A 24,531-nucleotide genomic window follows, 5' to 3' on the forward strand; every position below is an offset into this window, starting at 1 on the left:
GCTTCGCAGTGGCGGTTACCCGACACCACGCAACACTCGCTACCGGCTGGTGGCTAGCCTTGGCCGGATGGGACTTGCACCCACTGGGTTTCACTTCATCCTTTCCACCTCCATCGGTTTCCCGGATGACCAGGCTTGCCTGGCGCACTCATTTTTATTGACCGCTGGTGGGTCATTTCTATTGGCCATTGACAGTTTATAACATCATCATTGAAGCCGAAGATGAAGATGCCGCCATTCAAGCGGCCAAAGAAACTTCGATCCATGACGACCGCTGGCGGGATTGTGGCCCGATTGGCCACAGCGTTCTGTATCAGTGCGAGGGAGACGCATAGCGCTCAGAACAGTGCTTCCAGTTCTTTACGTTGGACTATGTGTTTTTCCGCATTCTGTTCTATCAGCTTTTTCAGGTTGATCAGTTTCCAGCGCACAGCGGGGAGATTGGCGGCCTGCTGGCGGTCAATGGCGGTAAAATCCGGATTGCCGTCATGCAGGGTCAGCAGGAAGCGCTTGCTTTCATCATCGAGACGGGACTGGATATCTGCAATGAGCCGAGTACGGGTTTCCTGAAGTTCGTCAAGGCTGACGGGAATCTTCGTCATGCCTTCGAATTCCTGTGCATAGGGCTGGTCAATATCGATGAAATTCGGGTTCAGAAGTTCATGCGCGGGGCGCGATGAACAGGCGATATAGACCAGGAAGGTGCTGAACAGATCGTCGGTCAGGCCTTCATGTTCGTAGAGCAGTTTCACATCATAAAGATCACGGGGATGCTGGCGGTCAACAGCCGCATGCAGCTTGCCGCCAAATAGGTCTTCAAACGAGACGACCTGGATTTCCGCGTAGCCGAATTCATCCTCGACAGCTTCCGACACCGAGCGGGTTTCAAGGTCGTGGACAACACCACGTGTGACCGGTGAGGTTTCGATCTTGATCTCAGCCCCGTTAAGCCGTGCCAGCACGCGGGTGGCCCCGCCGCCACCGCCTTTGATGCGTTGTGTCTGCGCGCCCCTGATGCCGCGCTCGATGGCAGTGGCAATGCGGTCCATCGCTTCATTGATCTCGGCAAGACTTTCGGTACGGTCTTTGACCGGTAGATACGTCAGGTCGATATCGACCGACAGGCGTGGCAGATCGCGGTAGAACAGGTTGATGGCCGTGCCGCCTTTCAGGGCAAAGATGTCTTCTTCGGCGACATAGGGGAGGATGCGCACGAGCAGGGCGACCTGTGCTTGGTAAGCTTCACGCGCCATCGGCTGCCTCCGTTATCGCAAATTCTTTCGGCACCATGATGCGGTAACGAGGGTGTATCCTGCCGCCTTTGACCAGAGCACGGTCGCCGCTTCCGAGGTTAAATTCCTGCGGGTCGAGGCGTTTGCGCCATGGGTGGTTGTGGCGGTCGGCAAAGACGAAGAACAGCCGCGTAACCTTGATCTTCCTGCAACTGTGCAGCAACGCCGACAGGGTACGCGGGCGCAGGGTCGTCAGGCTTTCAAACACCATGTCGAGATTGTGGAAGCTCTCATGGTCGGGCAGTTCATCCATGACTTCCAGGATCGCTCGTTCGGGCGATGACATCCTTTGTTGCCAGTCCCAGGGCAAGGTGCCGTCGGCGTCGTCCTTGGTGAGGCCGAGCGCCGGATCGGAGAAGAGCGGCGTGGTACGCGTTTCCAGAGGTGCGTTCAACGGTAGCCTGGCCAGCCAGCTCGGTATGTCTTCGCCATAGACCCAAACCGGAGCGTTCCCGCCCAGCGGTAAATAATGGCTATAGCCTTGCAGCGCGAGCGCTGTCATGCCGCCGATATGGACATCGTAGCCCATGATGTGCTGTATCGAGAGCAGGCAGATCTTCCAGTCGATTGTGTCGGGTTTTCCTGCGCCTGGCGCCGGGCGCAGGAAAACGCCGCGAGTCACCCGCTCCAGCCAGCCGCCATTAACATATTTGCGCGTGAGGAAGCGGCTGACCTCATGGCGTTCCAGCCAGTCAGAATCGATCATGAAGCCGGGAGGGACGGCTTCGAGGGTGTTCTTTAGTTTATCGTCTTTATGTGCACTCATGGTACACATATTATCACATATCCAAAGGGATATGTGACGAAGTTATTTGACAATTGGTAATTTTGTGCACCTGCAGGGCACAAAAACGCTGAAAGCTAAAGAATCCATCAGCAAAGCAAGGTGGGCGTGTGTGCCTGCGACACCCCGCTTCAGGTGAAGGGTGGCGGGCTGCTCCGGTGAAGTTGCGTTAGATGATCTCGTGATCATGGACTTTTCCTATCCCTTTGGCGCGGGCCGGAGCGGCCCGTCTTGCCGCGCGAGTCTTGCCGCGCGAGTCTTTGCGCGTGCGGCTGTGCTCCGCTGTGCGGTCCGCATCCTGCGTATTACCCGATCTTTCCATCGCCTCATAGCGCGCGATATCCGCCCGGAGCTGTAGCTGTTCTTCTCGTTCACGCTGGCGGCGCTCATCGATTTCGAGCTGGAGTGCGCGCCGTTCGTCGCGCTGTTCGAGGATCAAGGCATCGCGTTCTGCCTGATCCCGCAAATGGGCCTGCCAGGCTTCGCGCTCGTTCTGTCGCCTGATTTCGGCATATTGACCTGTGATCCGATGCCAGATGCTTTTGATTCCCTTCGGCAGCCGAGCCGCGCGCGCCTGTGTTTCCGCCATAAGGCGGGCGGCCTGCGCGGCCTCAAGCCTTTTGCGCTCCTCACGTTGCCACCCGACCAGCTCCGCCCGCCGGAATTCCAGGCTCGCGGTATGCTTGCGGGTATCGGCCTCGATTTCCTTGACGAACTTTCCGAGCGCACCTGCCATGCGCTGGCCGATACGGTTCTTGACCTGACCGACGGACGGCAATCCATTCGGTTCGTCGAGTCTTGCCCTGACGTCCTTGGCCTTCACGCCGCTCCATTTGGCGATTGCGTATATTTCGCCTCGGAAATCGACCGCCACGTATCCGCGCCGGTCGCCACGGGCGAGCCAGAAGCCGCGTTCATGCAGGGCGTTCTGGAAAGCCGTTTGCGAGTCCGAGGTTTCCCACCAACTCACCGGTCATGCCCGCCTCCGCATGGCCCGGCACTTCGCAGCGAAAGGTATAAGTACCAGCTTCATCGACTGTGAATTCCACGGTATCCGTTTCGCCCGGGGTGATCGTCTCCGTCATCACATCCAGCTCGGGAATATGCAGGTTGTGTCCCATGATGCCCGTATTCTCGAAGACAAGGACGACCTCAGCACCCACTGGTACCTCGAGTTCCGTGGGCTCGAACTGGAAGCCCTGCTGGGCGGTGATCGTGATCTCGACGGCCTCCGACTGGCTGGCCATGACAGCAGAACCTGCCACCATCGTGACCACGGCAAGCAGCATACTGGCCATACGGCCTTTCGCGGTATCGATCAGCAGACGTGGCATCTCGGCTTTCCTCCTGGTTGTGGAACTCGTCGCACGTGTCGCGCCCCCATCAATATCGGGTAGCCGGCTGGCCACCTTTGGATGCCACCCATTGAAGCCGATGGCGCCTGAGAGCGGGCTCGCAAGGATGATGATGCCCGGCGGTTCGTCGCAACCGCCGGGACAGGTCATCGCTCGACTAGCTGCTGCCCAGTTCCCACTCTACGATGCGATCTTGTTCGAACATCATGTGGATGAAGGGCTGCTTCTTGCCATTGGGGAGCTCGAAGGACGTGTTCACCGGCTCGAAGACCGGTCCCTCGGGCGTCGGCTTGATCGGCATCACGATCAGGTGGGTGTGATGCTCCTGGTCGGGAATGTGGCGCGCGCTGCGTTCCAGGGGGATCTCCTCATCCAGGGCCAACGAGTAATCGCGCTTGCGCACGATTTCGGTGGTCATCAGATGAGCCACCTTGGTGTCGACCTTTTCGTCGTTGACATAGAGGTCAACGACGCCCCACCAGGCCCCGCGGGTATACTCCTTGGGCATTAGCGGCGAACCGGTGCCCGTGGTGCCGTGCAGGTAGCCATCGATGAAGACGCCACCCTGGGTCTCGTAGCCGGGAAAGGGCGGCTGTACGACGTGATCGAATTCCAGCCGGTACGCGTTGCCGGCCGGATCGTGGAACTCGCTTTCCAGTTGCACCTCGTCGGGCGTGTCGCCCGGCTTGCCGGGCTGGTCCTCGGCGACACGATCGAGAAGGGTGGTCCTGAAATGGCCGCTCTGCTCCGGGGGCAGCGGCCTGGCCTTGTCACTGAAGGGAGTCGGTTGCGAGAACACCGTGTACTCGGTTCCCGCCTCGTTGGTCTCGCGCGCCGCTTCAGGCGCCGCCACCAGGATCGGCAACGCCTTCAGAAGCTCACGGATCGGCGGCTTGCCCACCTCGGCCAGGATCGGCTCCAGGGTACGCTTGGGATCGCCCGGGGTGCCGAACACCTCTTCGCTCAGTGCTCTGGGTCCAGGCAGAATCCAGTAGACGGTCTTGCCGGTTTCCTGCTCGATCACCGCCTTGTTGATCAAGGGGCCACTCTTGTCCACACCGGCGGCCGAGGCCCCCATAGTGGAAAGCAGTGCCGTGAGACACACCATTGACTTTATACCTGTGCTATGCATTCTCGCCTCTCCCGGTCGCCTCAGCGACCTTTGATCGGGTGAGTGAATCGCTTGCTCGCCGGCATCTAACAGGGCCCACCTCTACCGCATGCCTGGCGAACCATTCTTCGTGTAGTCGCGGCAAAAACACCGTCCTTACAGGCGCGTTATCCTCCTGGCAACCATAACGGGCATGGCGTCGTACTGACGCAGCTCGCGGCTTTCCGACGCCTGCTTTGCAGGAATTTCTTCCCCTTGCCTGCTAGCTTGCGAGGAGCACACGAGCATCCTCTGACGCCAAGGAATCCATTCGATGGGCCATCGGCATGAACACGATCACGCCTCGCCGGCTCCCTGGCGAATCAGCCCGCCCTTCCTGCTAGCGGCGGGATTTTTGGTCTTGATCGTTGCTGGAACGCTACTGCTCAAGCTGCCGATTGCGGTGAGGGCGTCGCTTTCATGGGGGGATGCTCTCTTCGCGGCGACCTCCGCGGTTACCGTCACCGGCCTGGTTGTCACTCCCACTGGGGCCACCTTCAGTATCTGGGGCGAAGGGATCATTCTCGTATTGATGCAGGTCGGTGGCCTCGGGCTAATGACATTCGCCGTGCTGGCCTTTCTCTCCCTCGGCGGGCGCATAAGTGAGCGCCCCTCCCTGGTAGCGAGTCGCTCCGGCAACGAAACCGATCCGCATGACGTCCTGCGAACCGCCAAGGCGGTCGTCAAACTGGCATTTACTCTGGAAGGCATTGCCCTGGTTCCCCTCGCGCTGGTCTGGGTGCCGGAACATGGCTGGGTACAGGGGCTCTGGTGGGCGCTGTTCCACAGCGTCTCCGCCTTCAACAATGCCGGTTTCAGCCTTTCATCCGACAGCCTCATGGCCTACGCCGGAAACCCCATCATCAATACGGTGATCCCTGCGCTCTATATCAGCGGAGGCGTGGGCTTTATCGTGATCTCTGGGTTACTCGGCTATCGACCCGGCCAGCGACTCGATATCAACGTCAAGGTCGTGCTCGCCGGCACCCTTGTACTGAGCCTTGTGGGCACCGTCATGATCTACCTGATGGAATCAGGAAACCCCGCCACGCTGGCCAGGCTGCCCGATCTGGCCGATCGGCTCTGGGCCTCATGGCTGCAGGCCACGACACCGCGCACGGCAGGTTTCAACAGCCTCGACATCGCTGCCCTGACCCAGGAAACCTGCCTCGTGCTGATACTGCTGATGTTCGTCGGGGCGGGGGCTAATGGCACCGGCAGCGGCATCAAGGTGACGACGCTGTTCGTTCTCCTTGCCGCCACCTGGACCTACATCCGGCGTCGGCGGGTGCCCACGCTGTTTTCCCAAGTCATCGATACCACCACCCTGCTCAAGGCGCTGTCGGTCACGGTGATGGCCGTCATCGGCATCTTCATCGGCACCCTGGCCCTGTCCATCAGCGAAGACGCCGACCTACTGACGGTAGCATTCGAAGCCACCTCCGCCTTGGGCACCGTCGGCCTGTCGCGAGGCCTGACGCCGGAGCTTTCCGGCTGGGGTCAGGCGATCATTATGGCGATGATGTTCGTGGGGCGCGTGTGCCCACTGATGGTGGCCCACCTGGTCGGCTCTGCCTTTGGTACCTCGCAGAAGGATGAGCTGCAGATTGGCTAGCCCCCCCCCGATTGCATCCCCCGGACCTGGTGTACTTCGCGGGGCAAAACGTGATTGAGATCCATGCGGCACTCTCGACGGAGGCGGACCTCGAGAAACCGGACCAGCTCATTGTCGACTTCGATCCCTCCGATGACGGTTTCGACAAGGTGCGCAAGATCGCGATGCCGCCCCAGGCGGTCCGTCAGGCCAAGATCACGCCATCGCGGCCCCGCCGCTTCGCCTCGTAGCTCGCCGCGTCGGCGCGGCCGATCACCTCCTGGATGTCAGTGTCCCCGGCCAGGAGGGTGGTGACGCCCACGCTCATGGTCACCCGGAATTCGTGTCCTTCGTGGATCACCGAGAGGCCGGCCACCGCCCCACGCAAGGACTCGGCGATGCGTCGGGCCTGGTCGACATCACAGCTCGGCAGCAGCACGGCGAACTCGTCCCCGCCCTGACGCGCCACATGGTCGCTGACACGCACCACCCCGTTCACCGCCTCGGCGATGCGCCGCAGCATCGTGTCGCCCAGGGCATGCCCGCCCACGTCGTTGACCGGCTTGAACCGGTCGAGGTCGAACAGCAGCAGCGCCGAGGGCGTCTCGGCCTTGCGCCAGGCGGCCAGCGCCTCCTCGAGCCGGCGCTCGAAGCCACGGCGGTTGAGCAGGCCGGTGAGGGGGTCGTGCTCGGCCTCCCACTGGCGCAGCGACTCCTGCTCGCGGTGCAGGGTGATGTCCTTGACGATGCCCACGAAGCCGATCAGCTGGCCGTCGATGAGCACGCGGCTGGCATGCACCTCCAGCCAGAGCAGCGTCCCGTCGGCCCGGTAGTAGCGGAACTGGCGCAGGAAATCCTCGCCGCTGTGTTGGCTGGACTGCCAGAGCGCCAGGATGGCGTCGCGGTCATCGGCATGCAGCCCGGCCAGCCACTGGGCGTGATGGCGCGGGCTGGCCGTCCGGCCCGCCAGCTCGACCAGGGCCCGGTTGGCATAGGTGATCCTCCCCCGGCTGTCGGTCACGAACATGCCCACGGGCGACTCGTCGAGGATGGCCTCGAGGAAGGCCTGGCGGTCCCGCCACCGGGCCATGGCCTGGCCACGCTCTCGCTCCAGCCGGTTCAGGGCGTCCCCGACGCGCTGGATCTCCTGCATCCGGGAGGTCAGGGCGACATGGGTACGCTCTCCCCGGCCAAGCTCCCCGATCTGGCCCTCGAGGTGATAGAGGGGACGCAGCGCCAGCCAGAGCAGCCAGCCCATCAACGGCAGCAGCACCACGGCGATCAGCAGGCCAACGTTGGCCAGCCGCTGGAACAGGCCCCTGACGGGCGACATCACCTGCTCGCGCGGCAGGTAGACGCCCACGATCCAGTCAGCCGTCCAGATCTGGCGAAAGGCCTGGTAGGTCGCCTGGCCGTCGAGGGCGGGCCCGCGGGTCTCGCCTTCCCACCCCAGTTGGGCCAGGGTCAGCGACGGGTTGGCATCCTCGGCAGGCAGGGAGGCGAGGAGGCGCGATCGGTCGGGATGATAGAGAATCCGGCCCGACGCGGTGGCAATGGCGGCATAGCCGCCATCGCCGAGCCGGATCCTGCGCAACAGCTCGAACAGCCCGCCCTGGCGGATGTTCACCAGCCCGCCCAGGGCGCCCTGGAAATCGCCCGCCTCGTCGAACAGCGGGACCAGGAACAGCAGCATGGGCATCCCGCTGACGCGCCCGATGAAGGGCTCGCTCACGTAGGGCCGCTTGAACCCCTTGACGAACTGGAAGTAGTCACGGAGGCCTGCATCCAGGCCTTCTCGTCCCGGCATCTGCGGCCAATCGGCCCGGATGGTACCGGCAGCATCGAACAGCAGGAGGCCCTCGAACCACTCCAGCAGCGCACTGTTGGCCGCCAGCAGGGTGTGCGGGTCACTCCCCTCACCGGCCTTCGGCGGCATCCGCTCGGCGAGCTGCCCGAGGGCGGCGAGCCGGCTGTCGACCTGATGGGTCAGCTCGTCGGCGATCAGGCGAGCCTCGTAGTTCAGGTGGATCAGGTTCGACTCCTCGGACAGCGAGCGGCTCGATGTCCAGCCGGCCCACATCACCAGGGCCACCACGATGATCCAGGTCGCGGCGAGCCCTAGCAGCAGACGGCCCTTCAGGGAGAGGGCCCAGGCGCCGGCCCGGGCGAGGGAACGTCGCGGCAAGCAGACCTCCATGTCCTGTGTCGAAGACCCGACTCTAACATGGCCATCCCGCCATCCCGCCATCCCGCCATCCCGCCATCCCGTCAACGCCGCCACCAACGCCGCCACGCGTGTCGCAGGCGAGCGGCCACGCCGAGGAAGCTGCCGATGTCGGCCCGGGGCATGGCCAGCTGGAAGCCCTGGAACGAGGAGTCTCGATCCGAGCATCACCATGAGGACCCAGCGGCCGCAGGGCCCGCTGTAAGGTAGGCCGGCGACACGACACCAAGCAGCAGGACCTGACGACAGGTCTCTTCCACTCCCCACTAGACCAAGAGGTGTCACCATGAAGATGAAACTGCTTATCGCTGGCCTGCTTACCAGTCTGATGATGGCCGGCTCCGCCCTGGCCATGGATTCCGCCGCCATCGAGAAGCATATGGCCAAGATCAATGACAACTATAGCAAGAACGTTGAGAAGGAAGGCAAGGTAAAGGCGCTCGAGGAGAAGGTCGAGGAGCTCGAGGAAATGATCCAGATGATGTTGGACGACGAAGATGCCTAGCGCTCACTAGGCACACCATGTTTGACAGCAAAGGCCCCCGGCGCAACATGCACCGGGGGCCTCGTCATGTCGTGGCGCAGGAAAGGCTTACCGACGATCCAGCTGCTGCACCTTGAGCTCGTAGTTGTTGACGCCGGACATTGCGGAGCCGAACTTCTGGCCCTGCACGCGGATGCGATAGCGGCCCGGCGCGAGCTCGGTCGTCAGGTCAACGTCACCATCGAACCCCTGCCCGGCATCCTTGGCGACCACGCGGCCCGACTCGTCGAGCACCTCGAGCTCGATACGGTAGGTGTCCTCGTAGCCGGTCGGGTAGGTCGAGGTGGTGATGGCCACGGTGCCACGCTCGGCCACCTCGAAGGTCAATACCTCGCCACGGGCACGGATCTTGACGTCGGTAACGATGGTCTCGAAGCGGCGCTGGGAGGCGCTCTGTTGCTGGGATGCAGGCGCTTGTGCTGCCTGGACTGCGGGGTGCGATCCCGCGCCTCCCTCATCGTCAGGCTGTGACGTGCCGGTTGACGACGCCTGGTTCGATGCGCCAATGGTCGCCACACTATCCCGGTTGCGCACGAAGACGCTGCGGCTGCCTTCCCGTCCGTTGCCGGTGAAGACCAGCCCCTGGCCCTCGCTGACAGCATCCTCAAGAGGTCGCCCCTGGTCGTCAAGGCCAGCGACGGTGATATAGAAGCTGTTTCCCCTCCTGCTGCGGGTGCCGAACTTTCGGCCCTCCACGCGCAGCGTGTAGTCGCCGGGCTGAAGGCGTTGACGCATGGCCAGGCCACCGTTCTGGCCCAGCGCCTCGCCACGGGCGATCTCACGCCCCTGATCGTCCAGCAGCACGGCGGCCACGCGGTAGTCCTGTGACTCGCCACCCGGGATGCTGCTCTCGAAGAGGTATTGACCGGCCTCGTTGACCGTGAAGTCATGCTCATGGGGCGTGCCGTAGAGGAAGCTGCGGCTGCGGGCGTCGTTGTCGGCCTGCAAAAAGCCCGTCAGGTCGAGCTGCTTGCCCTCCTCACGGAACCGTTCCTGCATGGCACTCTCCGCCGCCCATAGCGATGCCGAGCTGAGTGACATGCCCAGCGCCAGCAGGCCGATGGTCATCTTCTGGTGTTTCATGAAACCTCACTTGGCTGCGTTAGCATTCAATGAAAAAAGCCGACCCCGGAGGATCGGCTTTCGGTATCGAAACCCAGGGGCAGGGTCAGGCCCTGCGACCACGGGGTTTAGAAGAGGTAGACGGCACCCACGGAAACACCATCGTCCAGGTCGTTTTCGCGATCGTACCAGGCACCCTCGATGAAGGTGTACATGGCAGCGGAGACGTTGTAGGTGGCACCGACAACGACTTCGTTGTAGCTCTCGTCTTCACGGTCGGTCGGCCAGTCACCGCTGGTGAAGGCGTCATCGGCGGTATCGAGGAAGTTGCCACCACCCACGTCGACGTACTGGTAGGCACCGTAGATGTCACCCATGCCGTAGCCGTAGCGGGCACCCAGGCCATAGAAGTTGGTGTCGGCAACAAAGTCGTTGTCGGACTGGAAGCGCTCCAGCTTCAGGGCCACACGCAGGGTATCGATGGTGTACTGACCGGTGATACCGTACTGCTCACCGGCCTCGAAGTCGCCAGAGATCGGGATATCATCAGCATCGACACCGGTGTAGCTGCCCTGGTTGTTGTCCAGGTTATCGTAGAGCGCGGCGATGGAGAAGGCGCCGGCAGTATACTTCACGCCACCGTAGAAGGAGGCGTTGCTGTCGGAATCTTGCTTGACATTCACGCTGCCGCCATTAGTGATGTCAATATTCGCATCACCATCGGACTCAGCATCACCCTCGTACTGGGTACCCACGGCGAACTGGAAGCCATTGAAGGACGGCGACATGTACTGCAGCTTGTTGCCTTCGCGCGAATCTTCGATACCCACGATGCGGCTGTTGGAGTCGCTGACGTCGAAGTATTCGTTGTTGGTGACCGGATCCTGAATCCAGTCGTCGATCAGCGCATCCCAGGAGCCCAGGCGTACGTCACCGAAGTTGCCCTTCAGGCCAAAATAGGCCTGATCGCCGCGGTTAATACCACGGGTGCTTCCCTTGGCCTCGTCGGCGGTGAACTCCCACTCGCCCTTGAAGTAGCCGGTCAAGCCTTGGGAGATGGCGTGCTCACCAGCCACGCCGATGGTAGAGCCGTTGTCGAAGATCTCGTCTTCGGAATCGACGGTACCTGTGTTTTCATTCGCGGTCTCGACAGTCTTGTAGGCAATCTGCAGGTTGCCGTAGAGGTCGAGCTTGGTGCCGTCCTGGTTGTAGACGGTGGCGGCCTGGGCGCCGGAGGCAGCCAGAGCACCGGCGATAGCAGTCGCTAACAGTGTCTTTTTCATTGCGATAGTTCCTTATTGACTAGCTTGCTGTTTCGATCGTGGCTGCCCGTTCTTGATGAGCGGGTCAGCGGCTTGGCCGGTCTTGGTGCCGGTTCTCGTGCCTGCGAGCTCCCTCCCGGGAGGTGGCAGGACGCGAGCCAGACCTCGGCAAAGCCTTGTTATAGTCCAATGCTCGCAAGAGGAACTCTATACCGGGATATACGGGAACGCAACAAGAAAAAAACACTGTTTTCCTTCGCTGCGAACCTCCTCCCCGGCGCGTCCCTCTGCCCTTGCGATGCGGGCGCCATCCCGGCGTGCCCGGTGCCCGTTCGGCCTGCCATGACGCTCCGGCAAGCGAATCAGGCACCTGATGCGATGAGCGGATTTATCATGCCTCGCGAATATGACGAAGACAAGTCAGCGCCTCAACGCGGGTTGTGCTTGGCGAGCAGCGCGGAGAGCTTCTCGTCCAGGCTGGCGGGCTCCCGGCCCGGCCCAGCGCTCCCGGCCGCGGCGGGTTCCGGGCGCGAGGAAGGCGCGGCCGCCTTGGCGGCTTCGTGCCGGGTCGCTTCGGCTGGGGGCTTGCCGCGCTGTCGGGCCGGGCGGCCCTTCTGGCGGCGGTCGGCCTGCAGCCGCTCGAGCTTCTTGTGGGCATGCTCGGCGGCGGCGGCATCCACCCGCCCGGCCGGCTCGCCGGCCAGGTCGAGGCGCTCGGCGCCCTCGCGTACGGACTTGAGGTAGCGCGGCAGGTTGACGTAACAAGCCAGCGCCCGGCGCACCAGCTTCTCGGGCCAGGACTCACGCGCGGTCAACTCCTCGTGGATGCCGACCTTGAGCGGCCGAGTATGGCCCTTGAAGAAGGTCGAGGCGTAGCGCTGGTACCACTGGTCGAGCAGCGCCTGGGGGGATGGTGCCTCCTCGGCGGATGCCTCGCCCTGGAGCTTGGCTTCAACGGCAGGCTCGGGATCGGCCTGTGCCGGTTGCAGCGCCGACGGGACGGGCTTCTCGGGGGTAGCAGGCGGTTCGCCAGCGGCCTCGCCGGCGTCAGGCTGCCTGGGGCGATGACCGATCAGCGCGGAGAGCCCCTGGGCGCGGCGCGCCTGGCGATGGAAGAGCGACGCCGGGGCCTCGGCGGGCTCGCGCTCGAGCAGGCGCCGGTTGTGCGCCTCGAGTTCGCGGTTCTGCTCGTCGAGCTCGCGGTTCTCCTCGGCGAGCTCCAGGCGGGTGGCCTCCAGCTCGGCGAGTCGCGCCTCCAGTTCGCCGCATCGCTGCGCCAGGGCCTGCCGGCCGGCCTGCTCCTCGCGGGCCTCGGCGGCCAGCTCGGCATTGCTCGCCTCCAGCTCGACGCGACGGTGTTCCAGCTCGGCCAGCCGAGTGTGCAGGGCATCCTGCTGGACGCGGGATTCCCGCAAGTCGCCCAGCAAGGCCGCGGCGCGGCTCTCCAGCTGTTCCAGCAGGCGGGTTGAGCGTTCCTCGATCACGTCCTGGTCCTCCAGTGCGCCTTCCCGGTGATTCCTCGGGCCGTGGCCGATAGCGGCCGGCCACGGCACCTGCTGCTCAGTCTGTGCCAGGCGTGGCGTGGTGACAAATGTCGCCGGCCGGCGACGGCGTCAACGCCGCTGCCCTTGATATCGGCGGTACTGCACGAACTGGTAGGCCGGCTGGCCCTCGGCGGGCTCGCCGGGTACCCGCTGCACCGCCTGCCACTCGGTCATGTCGAGCGCGGGGAAACGGGCATCGCCCTGCACCTCGATATCCACCTCGGTGAGGTAGAGCCGGCTGGCGAAGGGCAGCATTTGTTCATAGACCTGGGCGCCGCCCATCACCATGATCTCCTCGACGCCATCGATGATGGCCTGCTGGTCGGCGAGCGCCAGCGCGGAGGGGAGGTCATGGCAGACCCGCACGCCCTCTGGGTGGAAGTCGGGGTCGCGGGTCAAAACGATGTTGAGCCGTCCGGGCAGTGGCCGGCCGATAGAATCAAAGGTCTTGTGTCCCATGATAATCGGCTTGGCCTGGGTCATGCGCTTGAAGAACTTCAGGTCCTCCGGCAGGTACCAGGGCAGCTGGTTGTCCACCCCGATCACCCGGTTGCGGGACAGCGCGGCGATCATCGCCACGGGGACCAGGGTCTCGTCGGTCATGCCAGGGGTCTCGCTCATACGGCCACCTCGGCCTTGATAGGGGGATGCGGGTCGTAGCCCTCGATGGCGATATGCTCGAAGCGGAAGGCGAAGAGCTCGTCGACGCCTGGGTCGAGCACCAGGCGCGGCGCGGCGCGCGGCGTGCGCGAGAGCTGCTCCTCGGCCTGCTCGAGGTGATTGAGGTAGAGATGGGCATCGCCCAGGGTGTGTACGAAGTCGCCGGGTTCGAGACCCGAGACCCGGGCGATCATCTGGGTGAGCAGCGCGTAGCTGGCGATATTGAAGGGCACGCCCAGGAAGATGTCGGCGCTGCGCTGGTAGAGCTGGCAGGAGAGCCGCCCCTCGGCCACGTAGAACTGGAACAGGCAGTGGCACGGCGGCAGGGCCATCTCGTCGACCAGCGCCGGGTTCCAGGCCGAGACCATCAGCCGCCGCGAGCGCGGGTTGGTGCGGATCTGCTCGAGGAGCCTGGCGATCTGGTCGACATGCCCACCGCGGGGATCGGGCCAGCTGCGCCACTGGTAGCCGTAGACCGGGCCGAGATCGCCGTGCTCGTCGGCCCACGCGTCCCAGATGCGCACCCCGTTTTCCTTCAGGTAGGCGATGTTGGTGTCGCCGGCCAGGAACCACAGCAGCTCATGAATGATCGAGCGCAGGTGCAGCTTCTTGGTGGTGACCAGCGGGAAGCCGCGGGCGAGGTCGAAGCGCATCTGGTGGCCGAACAGCGAGCGGGTGCCGACGCCGGTGCGGTCGTCGCGCTCCACGCCGCGGTCGAGCACCTGGCGCATCAGGTCGAGATAGGGCTGTTCGAGAGCAGGTAGGGTCGAGTCGGTCACGGGGGCATCGAGGCTGGGAAATGGGCGTTGGATTCTACAGGAACTCACTGATGATGTTGATCCGGGAGGTCCAGCGGTTCAGGCAGCGAGGCATCCAGCGACATGCGCTGTTGCGCATAATCCCGGAGATGGTTATAGGTCGCCATCAGCATCATCGAGAAGCGACTGGCTGAATCCAGCGCTTCCGAGAAGGCAACCGGGTCTTGCATGTATTCGTGAATCAGCTGATTGCGGAGCTTGCGCGCCACCAGCCACGCTTCTGTACTTTCCAGGACGCCCAGCCGCTCGGCACGGTCGAGGTTTTCGATCTGGCTTCCGGTCCGCTCCGCCAGGCTTTGCAGCCAGCGAGGAATCAACTTGTCGGCGATGGTGTCCTGCATGCGGCCAATGCGCGACACGAACGCCTCAAGCCTGACGGCCTCCTCCGGGTGCTGGTCGAGGCCAGCGACCCAGTCACTGTCCAGAATGTTACCACTGCCGAACAATGTCTCCCAGCTGTAGCGGAGATGACGTCCCTCGCGCTCGACGATATCCAGAGACCAGAGAAACCGATCGATAGGCAGCAGCTGCTTCTTGTCGTGGGTCATAACCGTTGCCCTGTCTGCATGGCGTGGCGATGAACGGGATTCAAGGCGGTAGAGGGGTCGATCACCAGAATGTCTATCGGCCGATCCCCGATACGCAGTTGCAGTCGAGCCGTCAGGGTCAACATCTTGTCCACCTTGCTCTCGATCTCGCAAGGGCTTTCCACCAGGAGATCGATGTCCCCTCCCCTGGCGTCATCATCCAGCCGGGAGCCGAAGACTCTGACGTTCACTTCATCGCCAAATACCTCGGCAGCAGTCTGCTTGATGATCGCGATCTGCTCGGCAGAAAGCCGCATGCTCAACCTCCATTTCCATCACCACATGTCGGGCCACCCTTACACCATGGGTCTAACACGTTGTATCCACCGGTTGGCCACGCGACCAGGCGATCAGCGCGATGCCGGCGGCGATCATCGGCAGGGTCAGCAGCATGCCCATGGTCAGCCAGCCCAGGGCGATGAAGCCGAGCTGGGGGTCGGGCAGACGCACGAATTCCACCAGGAAGCGGAACACCCCATAGAGCAGCAGGAAGAGGCCGGAGACCAGGCCGCGGCGGCGTGGGATCGACGAGACCCACCACAGCAACGCAAACAGCACGGCGCCCTCCAGCAGCGCCTCGTAGAGCGACGAGGGATGACGCGGTGCCGGGTCCATGCCGGGGAAGGGCATGCCCCAGGGCAGCGTGGTGACGCGGCCGGGCAGTTCGTGGTTGATGAAGTTGCCGATACGCCCTGCCCCCAGGCCGATGGGCACCAGGGGCGCCACGAAGTCGGTCAGGGTGAAGAAGGCCAGCCGCTTCTTGCGGGCGAACCAGAGGGCGGCGAGCAGCACCCCGACCAGGCCGCCGTGGAAGCTCATCCCGCCGTCCCAGACGCGGAAGATCCACAACGGGTCGGCGAGCCACTGGGGCAGGCCATAGAAGAGCGCATAGCCGAGCCGGCCGCCGACCACCACGCCGATGGCGGCATAGAACAGCAGGTCGCCCACATCGTCACTGCTCAGTCCGATGCGCTCGGCCCGCCGGCGCCCCAGGAACCAGGCGGCGATGAAGCCGACGACGTACATCAGGCCATACCAGTGGACCTGGAAGGGGCCGAGGGAGATGGCCACGGGGTCGATGTCGGGATAGCTCAGCATGGAGGTCCTCTGGAAGCTGGAAGCTGGAAGCTGGAAGCTGGAAGCTGGAAGCTGGAAGCTGGAAGCTGGAAGCTGGAAGCTGGAAGCTGGAAGCTGCCATGATGCCACCCGGGCTTCCTATGGCAACGGTTTTTACGTCCAGCTTGGAGCTTATGGCTTACCGCTATATCAAGAACTTGAGCCCCACTGCCATCAGCAGGGCGGCGAAGGAGAGGCGCAGCGTCTGGGCCGAGAGGCGATGGGCCAGCAGGACGCCGAGGCGCGCGAAGGGCACGCTGGCCAGCACGATACCCAGGAATGCGGGCAGCATCACGAAGCCGATGGCTCCCGCAGGCAATAGCGGATTGCCCCACCCCACGGCCACGAAGGTGGTCGCACCGAACAGCGCGATGGGCAGGCCGCAGGCCGAAGAGGTGCCTATAGCCTGGGTCATGCTGGCCCCGCAGCGCGACAGCCAGGGCACGCTGAGGGTGCCGCCGCCGATGCCGAAGAGCGCCGAGACGCCACCGATCACCGCGCCCGCCAGGCCCATCACGGCACGCCCGGGCGCCACGCTGCCGGGCCGGGGGCCGCGCCCCAGCGCCATCTTCAGGGCGACCAGGATCACGAAGAGGCCGAACAGGGTCCCCAGCCGCCCGCCGGAGAGGCTGCCGGCGACGAAGACCCCGGCGACCGCGCCGAGCATCAACCCTGGCAGCAGGGCCAGGAAGGCGTCGCGGCGAATGCTGCCGCGGCGGTAGTGCCCCCAGGCCGAGGAGGCCCCGGTGACCACGATGGTGGCCAGCGAGGTGCCCACCGCCAGGTGCATGGCCACCTCCGGGGCCACGCCCTGCCACCCGAAGGCAAGGTTCAGGGCCGGCACGATGATCAGGCCGCCGCCCACGCCATACAGGCCGGCCATGGTGCCGGCCAACGTGCCCAGGGCCAGGTAGCCCGCCAGGCTTGCCAGCAGGCTCATGCCGGCCCGGGCACCGAGACGCCGTTCAGCCAGCGCCACACCAGGTCGACCAGCGCCTGGGGGCGATAGGGCTTGGCCAGGAAGTCATCCATGCCGGCCTGGCGAAAGCGGCGGCGATCCTCGTCGCTGGCGTTGGCGGTCAGCGCCACCAGGATGCTGCGCTGGCGGGCTGGCCCTTCAGCCTCACGGTCGCGCCAGTGCCGGCTGGTTTCCACGCCGTCCATGCCGGGCATGAAGATGTCCATCAGCACCAGGTCGAAGGGGGCTCCCTCCAGCCGGGACAGGGCCTCCTCGCCGCTGGTGGCCGTCTCGACGTCGAGCCCCTGACGCTCCAGCACCTGGCGTGCCAGGGTCAGGTTCACCGGGCCATCATCGACGATCAGTACCCGCCCCTTGCCGTAGGGGAGCGCCTGGGAAGACGCCGCGGACGTGCCGGTGGCCTCGCCGAGGTTCTCCAGCAGCACCACGGCGTCGGCCAGGCGCTCGCGCAGCGCCAGGAGCGCGGCATGGTCACGGTCGCCGCCGCACTGGCGCAGGGCATCGCTCTCGAGCACCTCGGACAGGGAGCTCATCAGCGGGGCCAGCGACTGCTGCAGGTGGGCGAGGTAGCCGGACTTGAGGCGCGACTCCTCGCGGGCCCGCACCCGGCTGGCCTCGAGCCGCTCGAGCTGACCGCGGCGGGCCTGGAGCTCGCCGGCCAGGTGCCGCTCGGCGGCGCGGCTCTCATCGAGCTCGCGCTGCCAGCCCTCGACCAGCGCCTCGTAGGCACCCGAAATGGCCTCGAGGCGCCTCGGGAGCGGTAGCTCGTCGGCGGAGATGGGGCGCTGGTGGCGGGCCAGCCAGGCCTCGATGCCGACCAGTGCGTCGTTGACCTCGCGCTGAATGCCGCGCAGGCGCTGTCGCAGCAGCGTCAGGAAGACCGCCACGTTGAGGCTGCTGCCCAGCAGCAGCGCCAGCAGCAGCCAGAAGGTGGCACCCCAGGAGGCATGGGAGGGCATCATCGACCACAGCATGACCCCGACCACCAGGCAGAGCACCACCAAGGTGGCCTGGGCGAGCAGCACCGGCCAGAGGATCGGCCAGATCAGGCACGACCAGAGGCGTTCCAGACGAATGTCGTCCTGCATTGTCATCCCTGTGCAAGCACGATGGTGGACAGAGTGTACGCGGCCCGGCCGAGACTGTCATGACGGCGCCTTCCCTCAGGCCGGCCGGCCGGCTAAGCTGGCGCCATGTGCCTGATCGCCTTCGACCATCGCCCCGGCAGCGACTGCCCGCTGCGCCTGGTGGCCAACCGTGACGAATTCCATGCCCGCCCGGCCGCCCCGCTGGGCGCCTGGGACGATGCCCCCGAGATCCTCGGTGGCCGCGACCTGGAGGCCGGCGGCACCTGGCTGGCGGTACACCGCCGCGGCCGCTTCGCCGCCGTCACCAATGTGCGCGACCCGCGCCTCAAGGTGCCGCCGGGGGCCCCCAGCCGCGGCGCCCTGGTGCGCGAGGCCCTGGAGCGCGACGACCTGCCGGCCTGGCTGGACCGGCTGGCCGGCGGGGCCGCTCGCCACTATGCGGGCTTCAACCTGCTGGTCGGTGACGGCGAGACGCTCTGGCACCTCCACCGGGGCCTCGACGGCATCCGGCTGAGGCGCGTCCCGCCGGGCCTGCACGGCCTTTCCAACGCCAGCCTGGACACCCCCTGGCCCAAGCTGATCGCCGCCCGCCAGGGGTTGGCCGCCAGCCTGCGCCATGGCCGCTGGCCCGAGGATGCGCTGGCCGTGCTCGGCGACCCCCACCCCGCCGATGACGACCAGTTGCCGGAAACCGGCGTGGGGCTTGAGATGGAGCGTCGGCTGTCGTCTCCCTTCATCGTCGGACGAGACTACGGCACCCGCGCCTCCACCTGGATGGCCTGGCACGCTGACGGGCGAATCGAGATCGGGGAACGGCGCTTCGGGCCGAATGGCGTGGCGCTGGGAGAGAACGTCGAGCGGCTGTCAACGAACCCGCCGTAGGAACCCTACCCCATCGCGCTGCCACAGGGTGTTGCGCCGCCAGACAGGTTGTCGTAGGAGCTTTGCTTGCAAGGCGATTGGTATGCGTCGCTGAAGCCGCCGCTTCGCGACGGATCGCGCTGCAAGCAGCGCTCCCACGAAGGGCGGAACCCCTTAGCGCTGCCACAGGGTGTTGCGCCGCCAGACAGGTTGTCGTAGGAGCTTTGCTTGCAAGGCGATTGGTATGCGCCGTTGAAGCCGCCGCTTCGCGACGGATCGCGCTGCAAGCAGCGCTCCCACGAAGGGCGGAACCCCTTAGCGCTGAAAGCAACGCTCCTACAAGGCGTTCCCAGGCAAGGGGAAATCAGTCACTGGGCGGCAGCAGGTGGGCGAGATCCCAGCCGCCGAGGCGTTCCGCGAGGTGGCGGCGCACATCACCGGGCGATTCGAGCCTGAGGGTTTCCGCGACCAGTTCGCGGGCGCTGTGGAGAGGCACCCGGCGGATCGCCGCCCTCACCCGCGGCAGGCTGGGGGCGTTCATCGACAAGGCATCGAAGCCCATGCCCATCAGCAGCAGCGCCCCGGCGGGGTCGCCGGCCATCTCGCCACACACCGAAGTGGGCATGTCCAAGCGCCTGGCATCCTCGGCGAGCCGGACCATGGCCGAGAGCACGGCGGGGTGACAGGCGTCGTAGAGGTCGGCAACCCGCGGGTTGTTGCGATCCACCGCCAGCAGGTACTGGGTCAGGTCGTTGCTGCCCACCGAGAAGAAGTCGACCCGCCTGGCCAGGGCATCGAGCTGGTAGAGCGTCGCCGGCACCTCCAGCATCACCCCCACCCGCGGCCGGATCACCGGCACGCCTTCCTCGCCGAGCTCGAGGATGGCGCGGTCGAGCAGGCGCAGCGCATCATCGACCTCGTCGACGTTGGTGACCATCGGCAGCAGCACCTGGAGGTTTTCCAGCCCCTGGGAGGCACGCAGCATGGCGCGCAGCTGGACCATCAGCACCTCGGGGTGGTCGAGGGTGACCCGGATACCGCGCCAGCCCAGGAAGGGGTTGGCCTCCTCGATGGGGAAGTAGGGCAAGTCCTTGTCGCCGCCGATGTCCAGGGTACGCATCACCACCGGCAGTGGTGCGAAGCTCTCGAGCTGGTCACGATAGAGCCGGGTCTGTTCCTGCTCGCCGGGGAAGCGCTCGGTGATCATGAAGGGCACTTCGGTGCGATAGAGCCCCACACCGCCGATCCGCGACTTGAGCGAGGCCACGGCGTCCACCGCCAGGCCGGTGTTGACCATCAGCGGCATGTCGTGGCCATCCGGGGTGCGGCTGGGCAGGTCCTGCTCGTGCTCCAGCACCGCCATCAGTGCCCGCTCCTCGTCGATCAGGCCCTGGTAATGGCTCTCGAGCTCCGGCGCCGGTCGCACGAAGAGGCGCCCGCGGTGGCCATCCAGCACCACCCGGTTGCCGCCGAGACGCGGCAGCGGCAGGTCGACCATCCCCGAGACCGTGGGGATCCCCATGGCCCGGGCGACAATGGCCACGTGAGAGGTGCTGGAGCCGCGCACCGAGACCAGCCCGGCCAGCTTGTCGCGGGGCACCTCGCCGAGCATCGCCACGCTGATCTCGTCACCTACCAGGATGGTGCTGTCGGGATAGACCGCCGGGGTCTGGGGGGTCTCCTCCTGCAGGTGGGCCAGCACTCGCCGCCCCAGGTCGCGGACGTCGGCGGCGCGCTCGCGTAGGTAGTTGTCGTCGACCCGCTCCAGGTACTGGACATGGCGACGCACCACGTCGGCCAGGGCGCCGGGCGCCCACTGGCCTTCGCGGATGCGCTTCTCGACCTCGTGGGAGAGCGCCGCCTCGCCGAGCATCTGCTGGTAGACATCGAACAGCGCCAGCTCCTGAGCGGAAATGCGGCTGGCCAGGCGCTCGCCGGCGGCGCGGATCTCGTCGCGCACCCGGCCGATGGCCTCCTTGAGCCGGGCGATCTCGTATTCCACGTCGGTGGGAATCAGGTCCGGCACGCTGTTGAGGTCCGCCGGGGCGGCGATCACCACCGCCTCGCCGATGGCCATGCCGGGCGAGGCCGCCACACCGGTGAAACGCGCCTGCCCGCCTGGGATGCTCGGCCGGTTGAGCCCGCCCGTCGCCAGGGCGTGGGCCAGCACCCCCGCCAGCTGGGCGGCCATGGTGACCAGGAAGGCCTCGTCCTCCTCGTCGAAGCGACGCTTCTCCGACTGCTGCACCACCAGCACCCCCAGCATGCGGCGTTGGTGGATGATCGGCACGCCGAGGAAACTCGAGTAGCGCTCCTCGCCGGTGGCCTCGAAGTAGAGGAACTGGGGATGGGCCTGGGCGTCCTCGAGGTTGAGCGGCTCCTCGCGCTTGGCGACCAGGCCCACCAGGCCCTCGCCCACCTGCAGGCTGACACGCCCGACGGCCTGGGTGCGCAGGCCGATGGTCTCCATCAGCACCAATCGGTCGATGGTCCCGTCGAAGAGATAGAAGGAGCACACATCGGTGCGCATCGCCTTGCGGATGCGCCGCACCATGGTCGCCAGGGCCGCGTCCAGGTTGCGGGCCCCGTTGACCTCCTGAATGATGCGTCGCAACACCTCGAGCATCGGCGTCTTCTTTTCCATTGTGGTTATCTCTCGCCTCGCTGAGGAATGACGCGGCCGTCAGGCCCTCGGCTCATCCATGTCCGAGGGCCAGCCGCTGTGCCCGGGGGGACAGCTCGCGCAGGGCGCGACGGTAGACCTCCCGCTTGAAGGGCACGACCTGCCCCAAGGGGTACCAGTAACTGACCCACCGCCAGCCGTCGAATTCCGGCTTGCCGGACATGTCCATGCAGATCCGGCTCTCCTGGCAGTGAATCCTCAGCAGGAACCACTTCTGCTTCTGGCCGATGCACAGCGGCCTCGAGTGGGTACGAACCATGCGTCGCGGCAGGCGGTAGCGCAGCCAGCCCCGGGTGCAGGCAAGGATCTCGACGTCACCATCGGTCAGGCCGATCTCCTCGTGAAGCTCACGAAAAAGTGCCTGTTGCGGAGTCTCGCTAGCCTTGATGCCTCCCTGGGGAAACTGCCACGCATTCTGTCCTACCCGACGCGCCCAAAGCAGCTGCCCCTGCTCGTTGGCGATGATGATGCCAACATTGGGGCGAAAGCCGTCAGCGTCGATCACGGACGTCACCTTATGAATCCAATATTGCCACCATTCTTCCACAAGGCCACGAAGGGCATCAATACGACCAAATTGAAAGCCGCGAATACGTCGCTTTCGGCGCCGGCCCGTCGCTCGAAGCGCGACGGCGCTTCTGCCATAATCGTCGACCTTGTCACGATCTTGAAACGCTTTCGAGAACACCAGAGGGGAATGCAGTGAGCCTGGCCATCTTCGACCTGGACAATACCCTGCTGTCGACCGACAGCGACCATGCCTGGGGCGAGTTCCTGCTGGAACAGGGCGCCGTGGATCCGGTGGCCTACCGCGAGGCCAACGACCGCTTCCTGGCCGACTACGAGGCCGGCACCCTGGATATCCACGCCTTCCTGAAGGTGGCGCTGCGCCCGCTCGCCGAGCACAGCCCCGAGCAGCTGGCCGCCTGGCACCAGCAGTTCATGGCCAGCAAGATCGAGCCGCACGTCCTGTCCAAGGGCGAGGAGCTGGTGGCCCGCCACCGCGCCCGCGGCGACACCCTGCTGATCGTCACCGCCACCAACCGCTTCATCACCGGCCCCATCGCCGAGCGCCTGGGCATCGACGAGTTGATCGCCGTGGAGCCCGAGGTGTCCGACGGCCGCTACACCGGTCGCGCCACCGGCATCCCCAGCTACCGTGAGGGCAAGGTCGAGCGCCTGGACGCCTGGCTGGTCGACAAGGACCTGACCCTGGACGACAGCTGGTTCTACAGCGACTCCCACAACGACCTGGCGCTGCTGGAGCGGGTCGAGCATCCGGTGGCGGTGGACCCCGACCCCAGCCTGCGCGAGGTCGCCGAAGCCCGCGGCTGGAAAATCATCAGTTTGAGGGACTGAGCGGCCAGGTTGTAGGAGCACAGCTTGCTGCGCGATGGCGGCAACCGCCATCGCGAAATGAATTTCGCTCCTACAGGATGCTGAGCCACCGGACAGGTTGTCGTGGGAGCTTTGCTTGCAAAGCGATTGGACCGCGCGGTTGAAGCCGCCGCCTTGCGGCGGATCGCGCTGCAAGCAGCGCTCCCACAGGGTGGGGACCAGGCCTGCCCGGTGCGCTGTCGCTTACCGGGCCTACGACTGAGGCCTCCCAACGAAAGCAAACCCCGAGGTCATGGCCTCGGGGTTTGCTTGTAGCTCGGCGCTTGTAGCTCGGCGCTTGTAGCTCGGCGCTTGTAGCTTGGCGCTTCGCCCGAAGGGCGATCAGCCCAGCAGGTGCTCGACGGCGGCGCGCTCTTCGCGCAGCTCGTCTTCGGTGGCCTTCATGCGGCCACGGCTGAACTCGTCGACCTCGAGGCCCTGGACGATCTCGTAGCCACCGTTCTTGCAGACGACCGGGTAGGAATACATGATGCCGGGCTCGACGCCGTAGCTGCCGTCGGCGGGGATGCCCATGCTCACCACCTCATCGGTGCCCAGCGCCCAGTCGCGCATGTGGTCGATGGCCGCGGAGGCCGCGGAGGCCGCGGAGGAGGCACCACGCGCCTTGATGATGGCGGCACCGCGCTGCTGCACGGTGGGGATGAAGTCGTTCTCGTACCAGTCACGCTCGACCAGGTCGAAGGCCGGTTTGCCCGCCACCTTGCAGTGGGCCAGGTCGGGATACTGGGTCGCGCTGTGGTTGCCCCAGACGATCATCTGCTCGACGTCGGTGACGTGCTTGCCGGTCTTCTGGGCCAGCTGGGTCTTGGCGCGGTTATGGTCCAGACGCATCATCGCGGTGAACTGGCCCGCGCCCAGGTCCGGTGCGTTGCAGGAGGCGATCAGGGCGTTGGTGTTGGCCGGGTTGCCCACCACCAGCACGCGCACGTCGCGGCTGGCGTTGTCGTTGAGCGCCTTGCCCTGCACGGAGAAGATCGCCGCATTGGCTTCCAGCAGGTCCTTGCGCTCCATGCCCGGACCGCGCGGACGGGCGCCGACCAGCAGGGCGAAGTCGGCGTCCTTGAAGGCGACGTTGGCATCGTCGGTGGCAACGATCTCCTGGAGCAGCGGAAAGGCGCAGTCGTTGAGCTCCATCACCACGCCGTTGAGGGCGTCCATGGCCGGCGGAATCTCCAGCAGCTGCAGGATGACCGGCTGGTCCTTGCCCAGCATGTCGCCGGAGGCGATACGGAAGGCGAGCGAATAGCTGATCTGGCCGGCAGCACCGGTGATGGCAATACGGACGGGATCTTTCATGGTGGCTCCTTGGGTTGTCAACGCGCGGGTTGTCGCCGTGAGGATGAGCCGGGCCAGCATGCCGCCAGCCCTGGCCGGAATTCGAACCGCCAAGATGGTATGCCTGCACTGCACAAAACTCAATTCGACCTGAGGCTAGGTCAGGCACCCCCGGCGACACCCCGGCACCCGCTGGGCTATGCTGGCCGCCTGCCGACCCGGCTCAACCAGCCCCACTCTCGAACCTCGCACCAC

The 24,531-nt window shown here is 65.2% G+C and carries 24 protein-coding genes; 5 read left to right on the forward strand and 19 right to left on the reverse strand.

Going from position 1 to position 24,531, the window contains the following annotated elements; translation table 11 throughout:
- Positions 1–202: hypothetical protein (locus OP498_RS14385; protein WP_280554042.1), on the forward strand; the 202-nt coding region annotated here is incomplete at its 5' end.
- A gap of 136 nt (positions 203–338) precedes the next feature.
- On the opposite strand, the gene OP498_RS14390 is transcribed toward OP498_RS14385, so the two are convergent.
- The 5 genes from OP498_RS14390 to OP498_RS14410 form a co-directional block, all read right to left on the reverse strand.
- Positions 339–1,253, reverse strand: a complete 915-nt coding sequence (locus OP498_RS14390) for a nucleotidyl transferase AbiEii/AbiGii toxin family protein (RefSeq protein WP_280554044.1) — start codon at positions 1,251–1,253, stop codon at positions 339–341.
- Positions 1,243–2,058: a type IV toxin-antitoxin system AbiEi family antitoxin gene (locus tag OP498_RS14395; RefSeq protein ID WP_280554045.1), complete on the reverse strand. Its 816-nt coding sequence runs from the start codon at positions 2,056–2,058 to the stop codon at positions 1,243–1,245. Before OP498_RS14395 ends, OP498_RS14390 begins: the two co-directional genes overlap by 11 nt.
- A gap of 187 nt (positions 2,059–2,245) precedes the next feature.
- Complete coding sequence (locus tag OP498_RS14400) at positions 2,246–3,046, reverse strand: hypothetical protein (RefSeq protein WP_280554046.1); 801 nt, start codon at positions 3,044–3,046, stop codon at positions 2,246–2,248.
- Positions 2,991–3,410, reverse strand: coding sequence for a cupredoxin domain-containing protein (locus OP498_RS14405; protein WP_280554047.1), 420 nt, complete (start codon positions 3,408–3,410; stop codon positions 2,991–2,993). Before OP498_RS14405 ends, OP498_RS14400 begins: the two co-directional genes overlap by 56 nt.
- A 178-nt stretch (positions 3,411–3,588) precedes the next feature.
- The gene (locus OP498_RS14410; RefSeq protein ID WP_280550494.1) at positions 3,589–4,470 is read right to left on the reverse strand and encodes a hypothetical protein; all 882 of its coding nucleotides are present in this window, start codon (positions 4,468–4,470) and stop codon (positions 3,589–3,591) included.
- 385 nt (positions 4,471–4,855) lie between these two features.
- Between OP498_RS14410 and OP498_RS14415 the strand changes: the two genes are divergently transcribed.
- On the forward strand, positions 4,856–6,196 hold the full coding sequence (locus OP498_RS14415) for a potassium transporter TrkG (protein WP_280554048.1): 1,341 nt from the start codon (positions 4,856–4,858) through the stop codon (positions 6,194–6,196).
- Positions 6,197–6,380: 184 nt separating this feature from the next.
- Here the strand turns inward: OP498_RS14415 and OP498_RS14420 are convergent, their stop codons facing one another.
- Positions 6,381–8,360 (reverse strand): diguanylate cyclase, encoded by a 1,980-nt coding sequence (locus OP498_RS14420; protein ID WP_348533491.1) that lies wholly within the window; start codon positions 8,358–8,360, stop codon positions 6,381–6,383.
- A 325-nt stretch (positions 8,361–8,685) separates the two neighbouring features.
- Here OP498_RS14420 and OP498_RS14425 point away from each other — a divergent pair, with 325 nt between their 5' ends.
- Positions 8,686–8,904: a hypothetical protein gene (locus OP498_RS14425; RefSeq protein ID WP_280549423.1), complete on the forward strand. Its 219-nt coding sequence runs from the start codon at positions 8,686–8,688 to the stop codon at positions 8,902–8,904.
- An 87-nt stretch (positions 8,905–8,991) separates the two neighbouring features.
- Here OP498_RS14425 and OP498_RS14430 read toward each other — a convergent pair whose 3' ends face one another.
- The 10 genes from OP498_RS14430 to OP498_RS14475 all read right to left on the reverse strand — a co-directional run bounded on the left by OP498_RS14430 (position 8,992) and on the right by OP498_RS14475 (position 18,059).
- Positions 8,992–10,026, reverse strand: coding sequence for a hypothetical protein (locus tag OP498_RS14430; protein WP_280554050.1), 1,035 nt, complete (start codon positions 10,024–10,026; stop codon positions 8,992–8,994).
- A 107-nt stretch (positions 10,027–10,133) separates the two neighbouring features.
- Positions 10,134–11,288: a porin gene (locus OP498_RS14435; RefSeq protein ID WP_280554053.1), complete on the reverse strand. Its 1,155-nt coding sequence runs from the start codon at positions 11,286–11,288 to the stop codon at positions 10,134–10,136.
- Positions 11,289–11,695: 407 nt separating this feature from the next.
- Positions 11,696–12,751, reverse strand: coding sequence for a ProQ/FINO family protein (locus OP498_RS14440; protein WP_280554055.1), 1,056 nt, complete (start codon positions 12,749–12,751; stop codon positions 11,696–11,698).
- A 129-nt stretch (positions 12,752–12,880) separates the two neighbouring features.
- The gene (locus tag OP498_RS14445; RefSeq protein WP_280554057.1) at positions 12,881–13,432 is read right to left on the reverse strand and encodes a dihydrofolate reductase; all 552 of its coding nucleotides are present in this window, start codon (positions 13,430–13,432) and stop codon (positions 12,881–12,883) included.
- Entirely contained in the window at positions 13,429–14,202 is a 774-nt protein-coding gene (locus OP498_RS14450; protein ID WP_280554118.1) for a thymidylate synthase, read from the reverse strand. The genes OP498_RS14445 and OP498_RS14450 overlap by 4 nt, the downstream gene beginning before the upstream one ends.
- A 92-nt stretch (positions 14,203–14,294) precedes the next feature.
- Positions 14,295–14,837 (reverse strand): hypothetical protein, encoded by a 543-nt coding sequence (locus tag OP498_RS14455; RefSeq protein WP_280554058.1) that lies wholly within the window; start codon positions 14,835–14,837, stop codon positions 14,295–14,297.
- Positions 14,834–15,133 (reverse strand): nucleotidyltransferase domain-containing protein, encoded by a 300-nt coding sequence (locus OP498_RS14460; protein ID WP_280554060.1) that lies wholly within the window; start codon positions 15,131–15,133, stop codon positions 14,834–14,836. The genes OP498_RS14455 and OP498_RS14460 overlap by 4 nt, the downstream gene beginning before the upstream one ends.
- A gap of 52 nt (positions 15,134–15,185) precedes the next feature.
- The gene (lgt, locus tag OP498_RS14465; RefSeq protein ID WP_280554061.1) at positions 15,186–15,974 is read right to left on the reverse strand and encodes a prolipoprotein diacylglyceryl transferase; all 789 of its coding nucleotides are present in this window, start codon (positions 15,972–15,974) and stop codon (positions 15,186–15,188) included.
- 163 nt (positions 15,975–16,137) lie between these two features.
- A complete protein-coding gene (locus tag OP498_RS14470; protein ID WP_280549411.1) occupies positions 16,138–16,932 on the reverse strand; it encodes a sulfite exporter TauE/SafE family protein in 795 nt (264 codons plus the stop codon).
- The gene (locus tag OP498_RS14475; protein ID WP_280554062.1) at positions 16,929–18,059 is read right to left on the reverse strand and encodes a response regulator; all 1,131 of its coding nucleotides are present in this window, start codon (positions 18,057–18,059) and stop codon (positions 16,929–16,931) included. Before OP498_RS14475 ends, OP498_RS14470 begins: the two co-directional genes overlap by 4 nt.
- A 105-nt stretch (positions 18,060–18,164) precedes the next feature.
- On the opposite strand from OP498_RS14475, the gene OP498_RS14480 reads away from it, so the two are divergent.
- Positions 18,165–18,941 carry an NRDE family protein gene (locus OP498_RS14480; RefSeq protein WP_280554064.1) on the forward strand — a complete coding sequence of 259 codons (777 nt, stop codon included), beginning with the start codon at positions 18,165–18,167 and terminating at the stop codon, positions 18,939–18,941.
- A 343-nt stretch (positions 18,942–19,284) separates the two neighbouring features.
- On the opposite strand, the gene ptsP is transcribed toward OP498_RS14480, so the two are convergent.
- Together ptsP and OP498_RS14490 are read right to left on the reverse strand one after the other, a co-directional pair.
- On the reverse strand, positions 19,285–21,546 hold the full coding sequence (gene ptsP, locus OP498_RS14485) for a phosphoenolpyruvate--protein phosphotransferase (protein WP_280554120.1): 2,262 nt from the start codon (positions 21,544–21,546) through the stop codon (positions 19,285–19,287).
- A 70-nt stretch (positions 21,547–21,616) separates the two neighbouring features.
- The gene (locus OP498_RS14490; RefSeq protein ID WP_280549408.1) at positions 21,617–22,108 is read right to left on the reverse strand and encodes an RNA pyrophosphohydrolase; all 492 of its coding nucleotides are present in this window, start codon (positions 22,106–22,108) and stop codon (positions 21,617–21,619) included.
- 197 nt (positions 22,109–22,305) lie between these two features.
- Here OP498_RS14490 and OP498_RS14495 point away from each other — a divergent pair, with 197 nt between their 5' ends.
- The gene (locus OP498_RS14495) at positions 22,306–22,962 is read left to right on the forward strand and encodes an HAD family hydrolase (protein ID WP_280554065.1); all 657 of its coding nucleotides are present in this window, start codon (positions 22,306–22,308) and stop codon (positions 22,960–22,962) included.
- Positions 22,963–23,322: 360 nt separating this feature from the next.
- Here OP498_RS14495 and OP498_RS14500 read toward each other — a convergent pair whose 3' ends face one another.
- Positions 23,323–24,297, reverse strand: a complete 975-nt coding sequence (locus tag OP498_RS14500) for a malate dehydrogenase (RefSeq protein ID WP_280554068.1) — start codon at positions 24,295–24,297, stop codon at positions 23,323–23,325.
- Positions 24,298–24,531: the final 234 nt, after the last annotated feature.

It is taken from the genome of Halomonas sp. 25-S5 (assembly GCF_029889845.1).
Taxonomy (GTDB): domain Bacteria; phylum Pseudomonadota; class Gammaproteobacteria; order Pseudomonadales; family Halomonadaceae; genus Halomonas.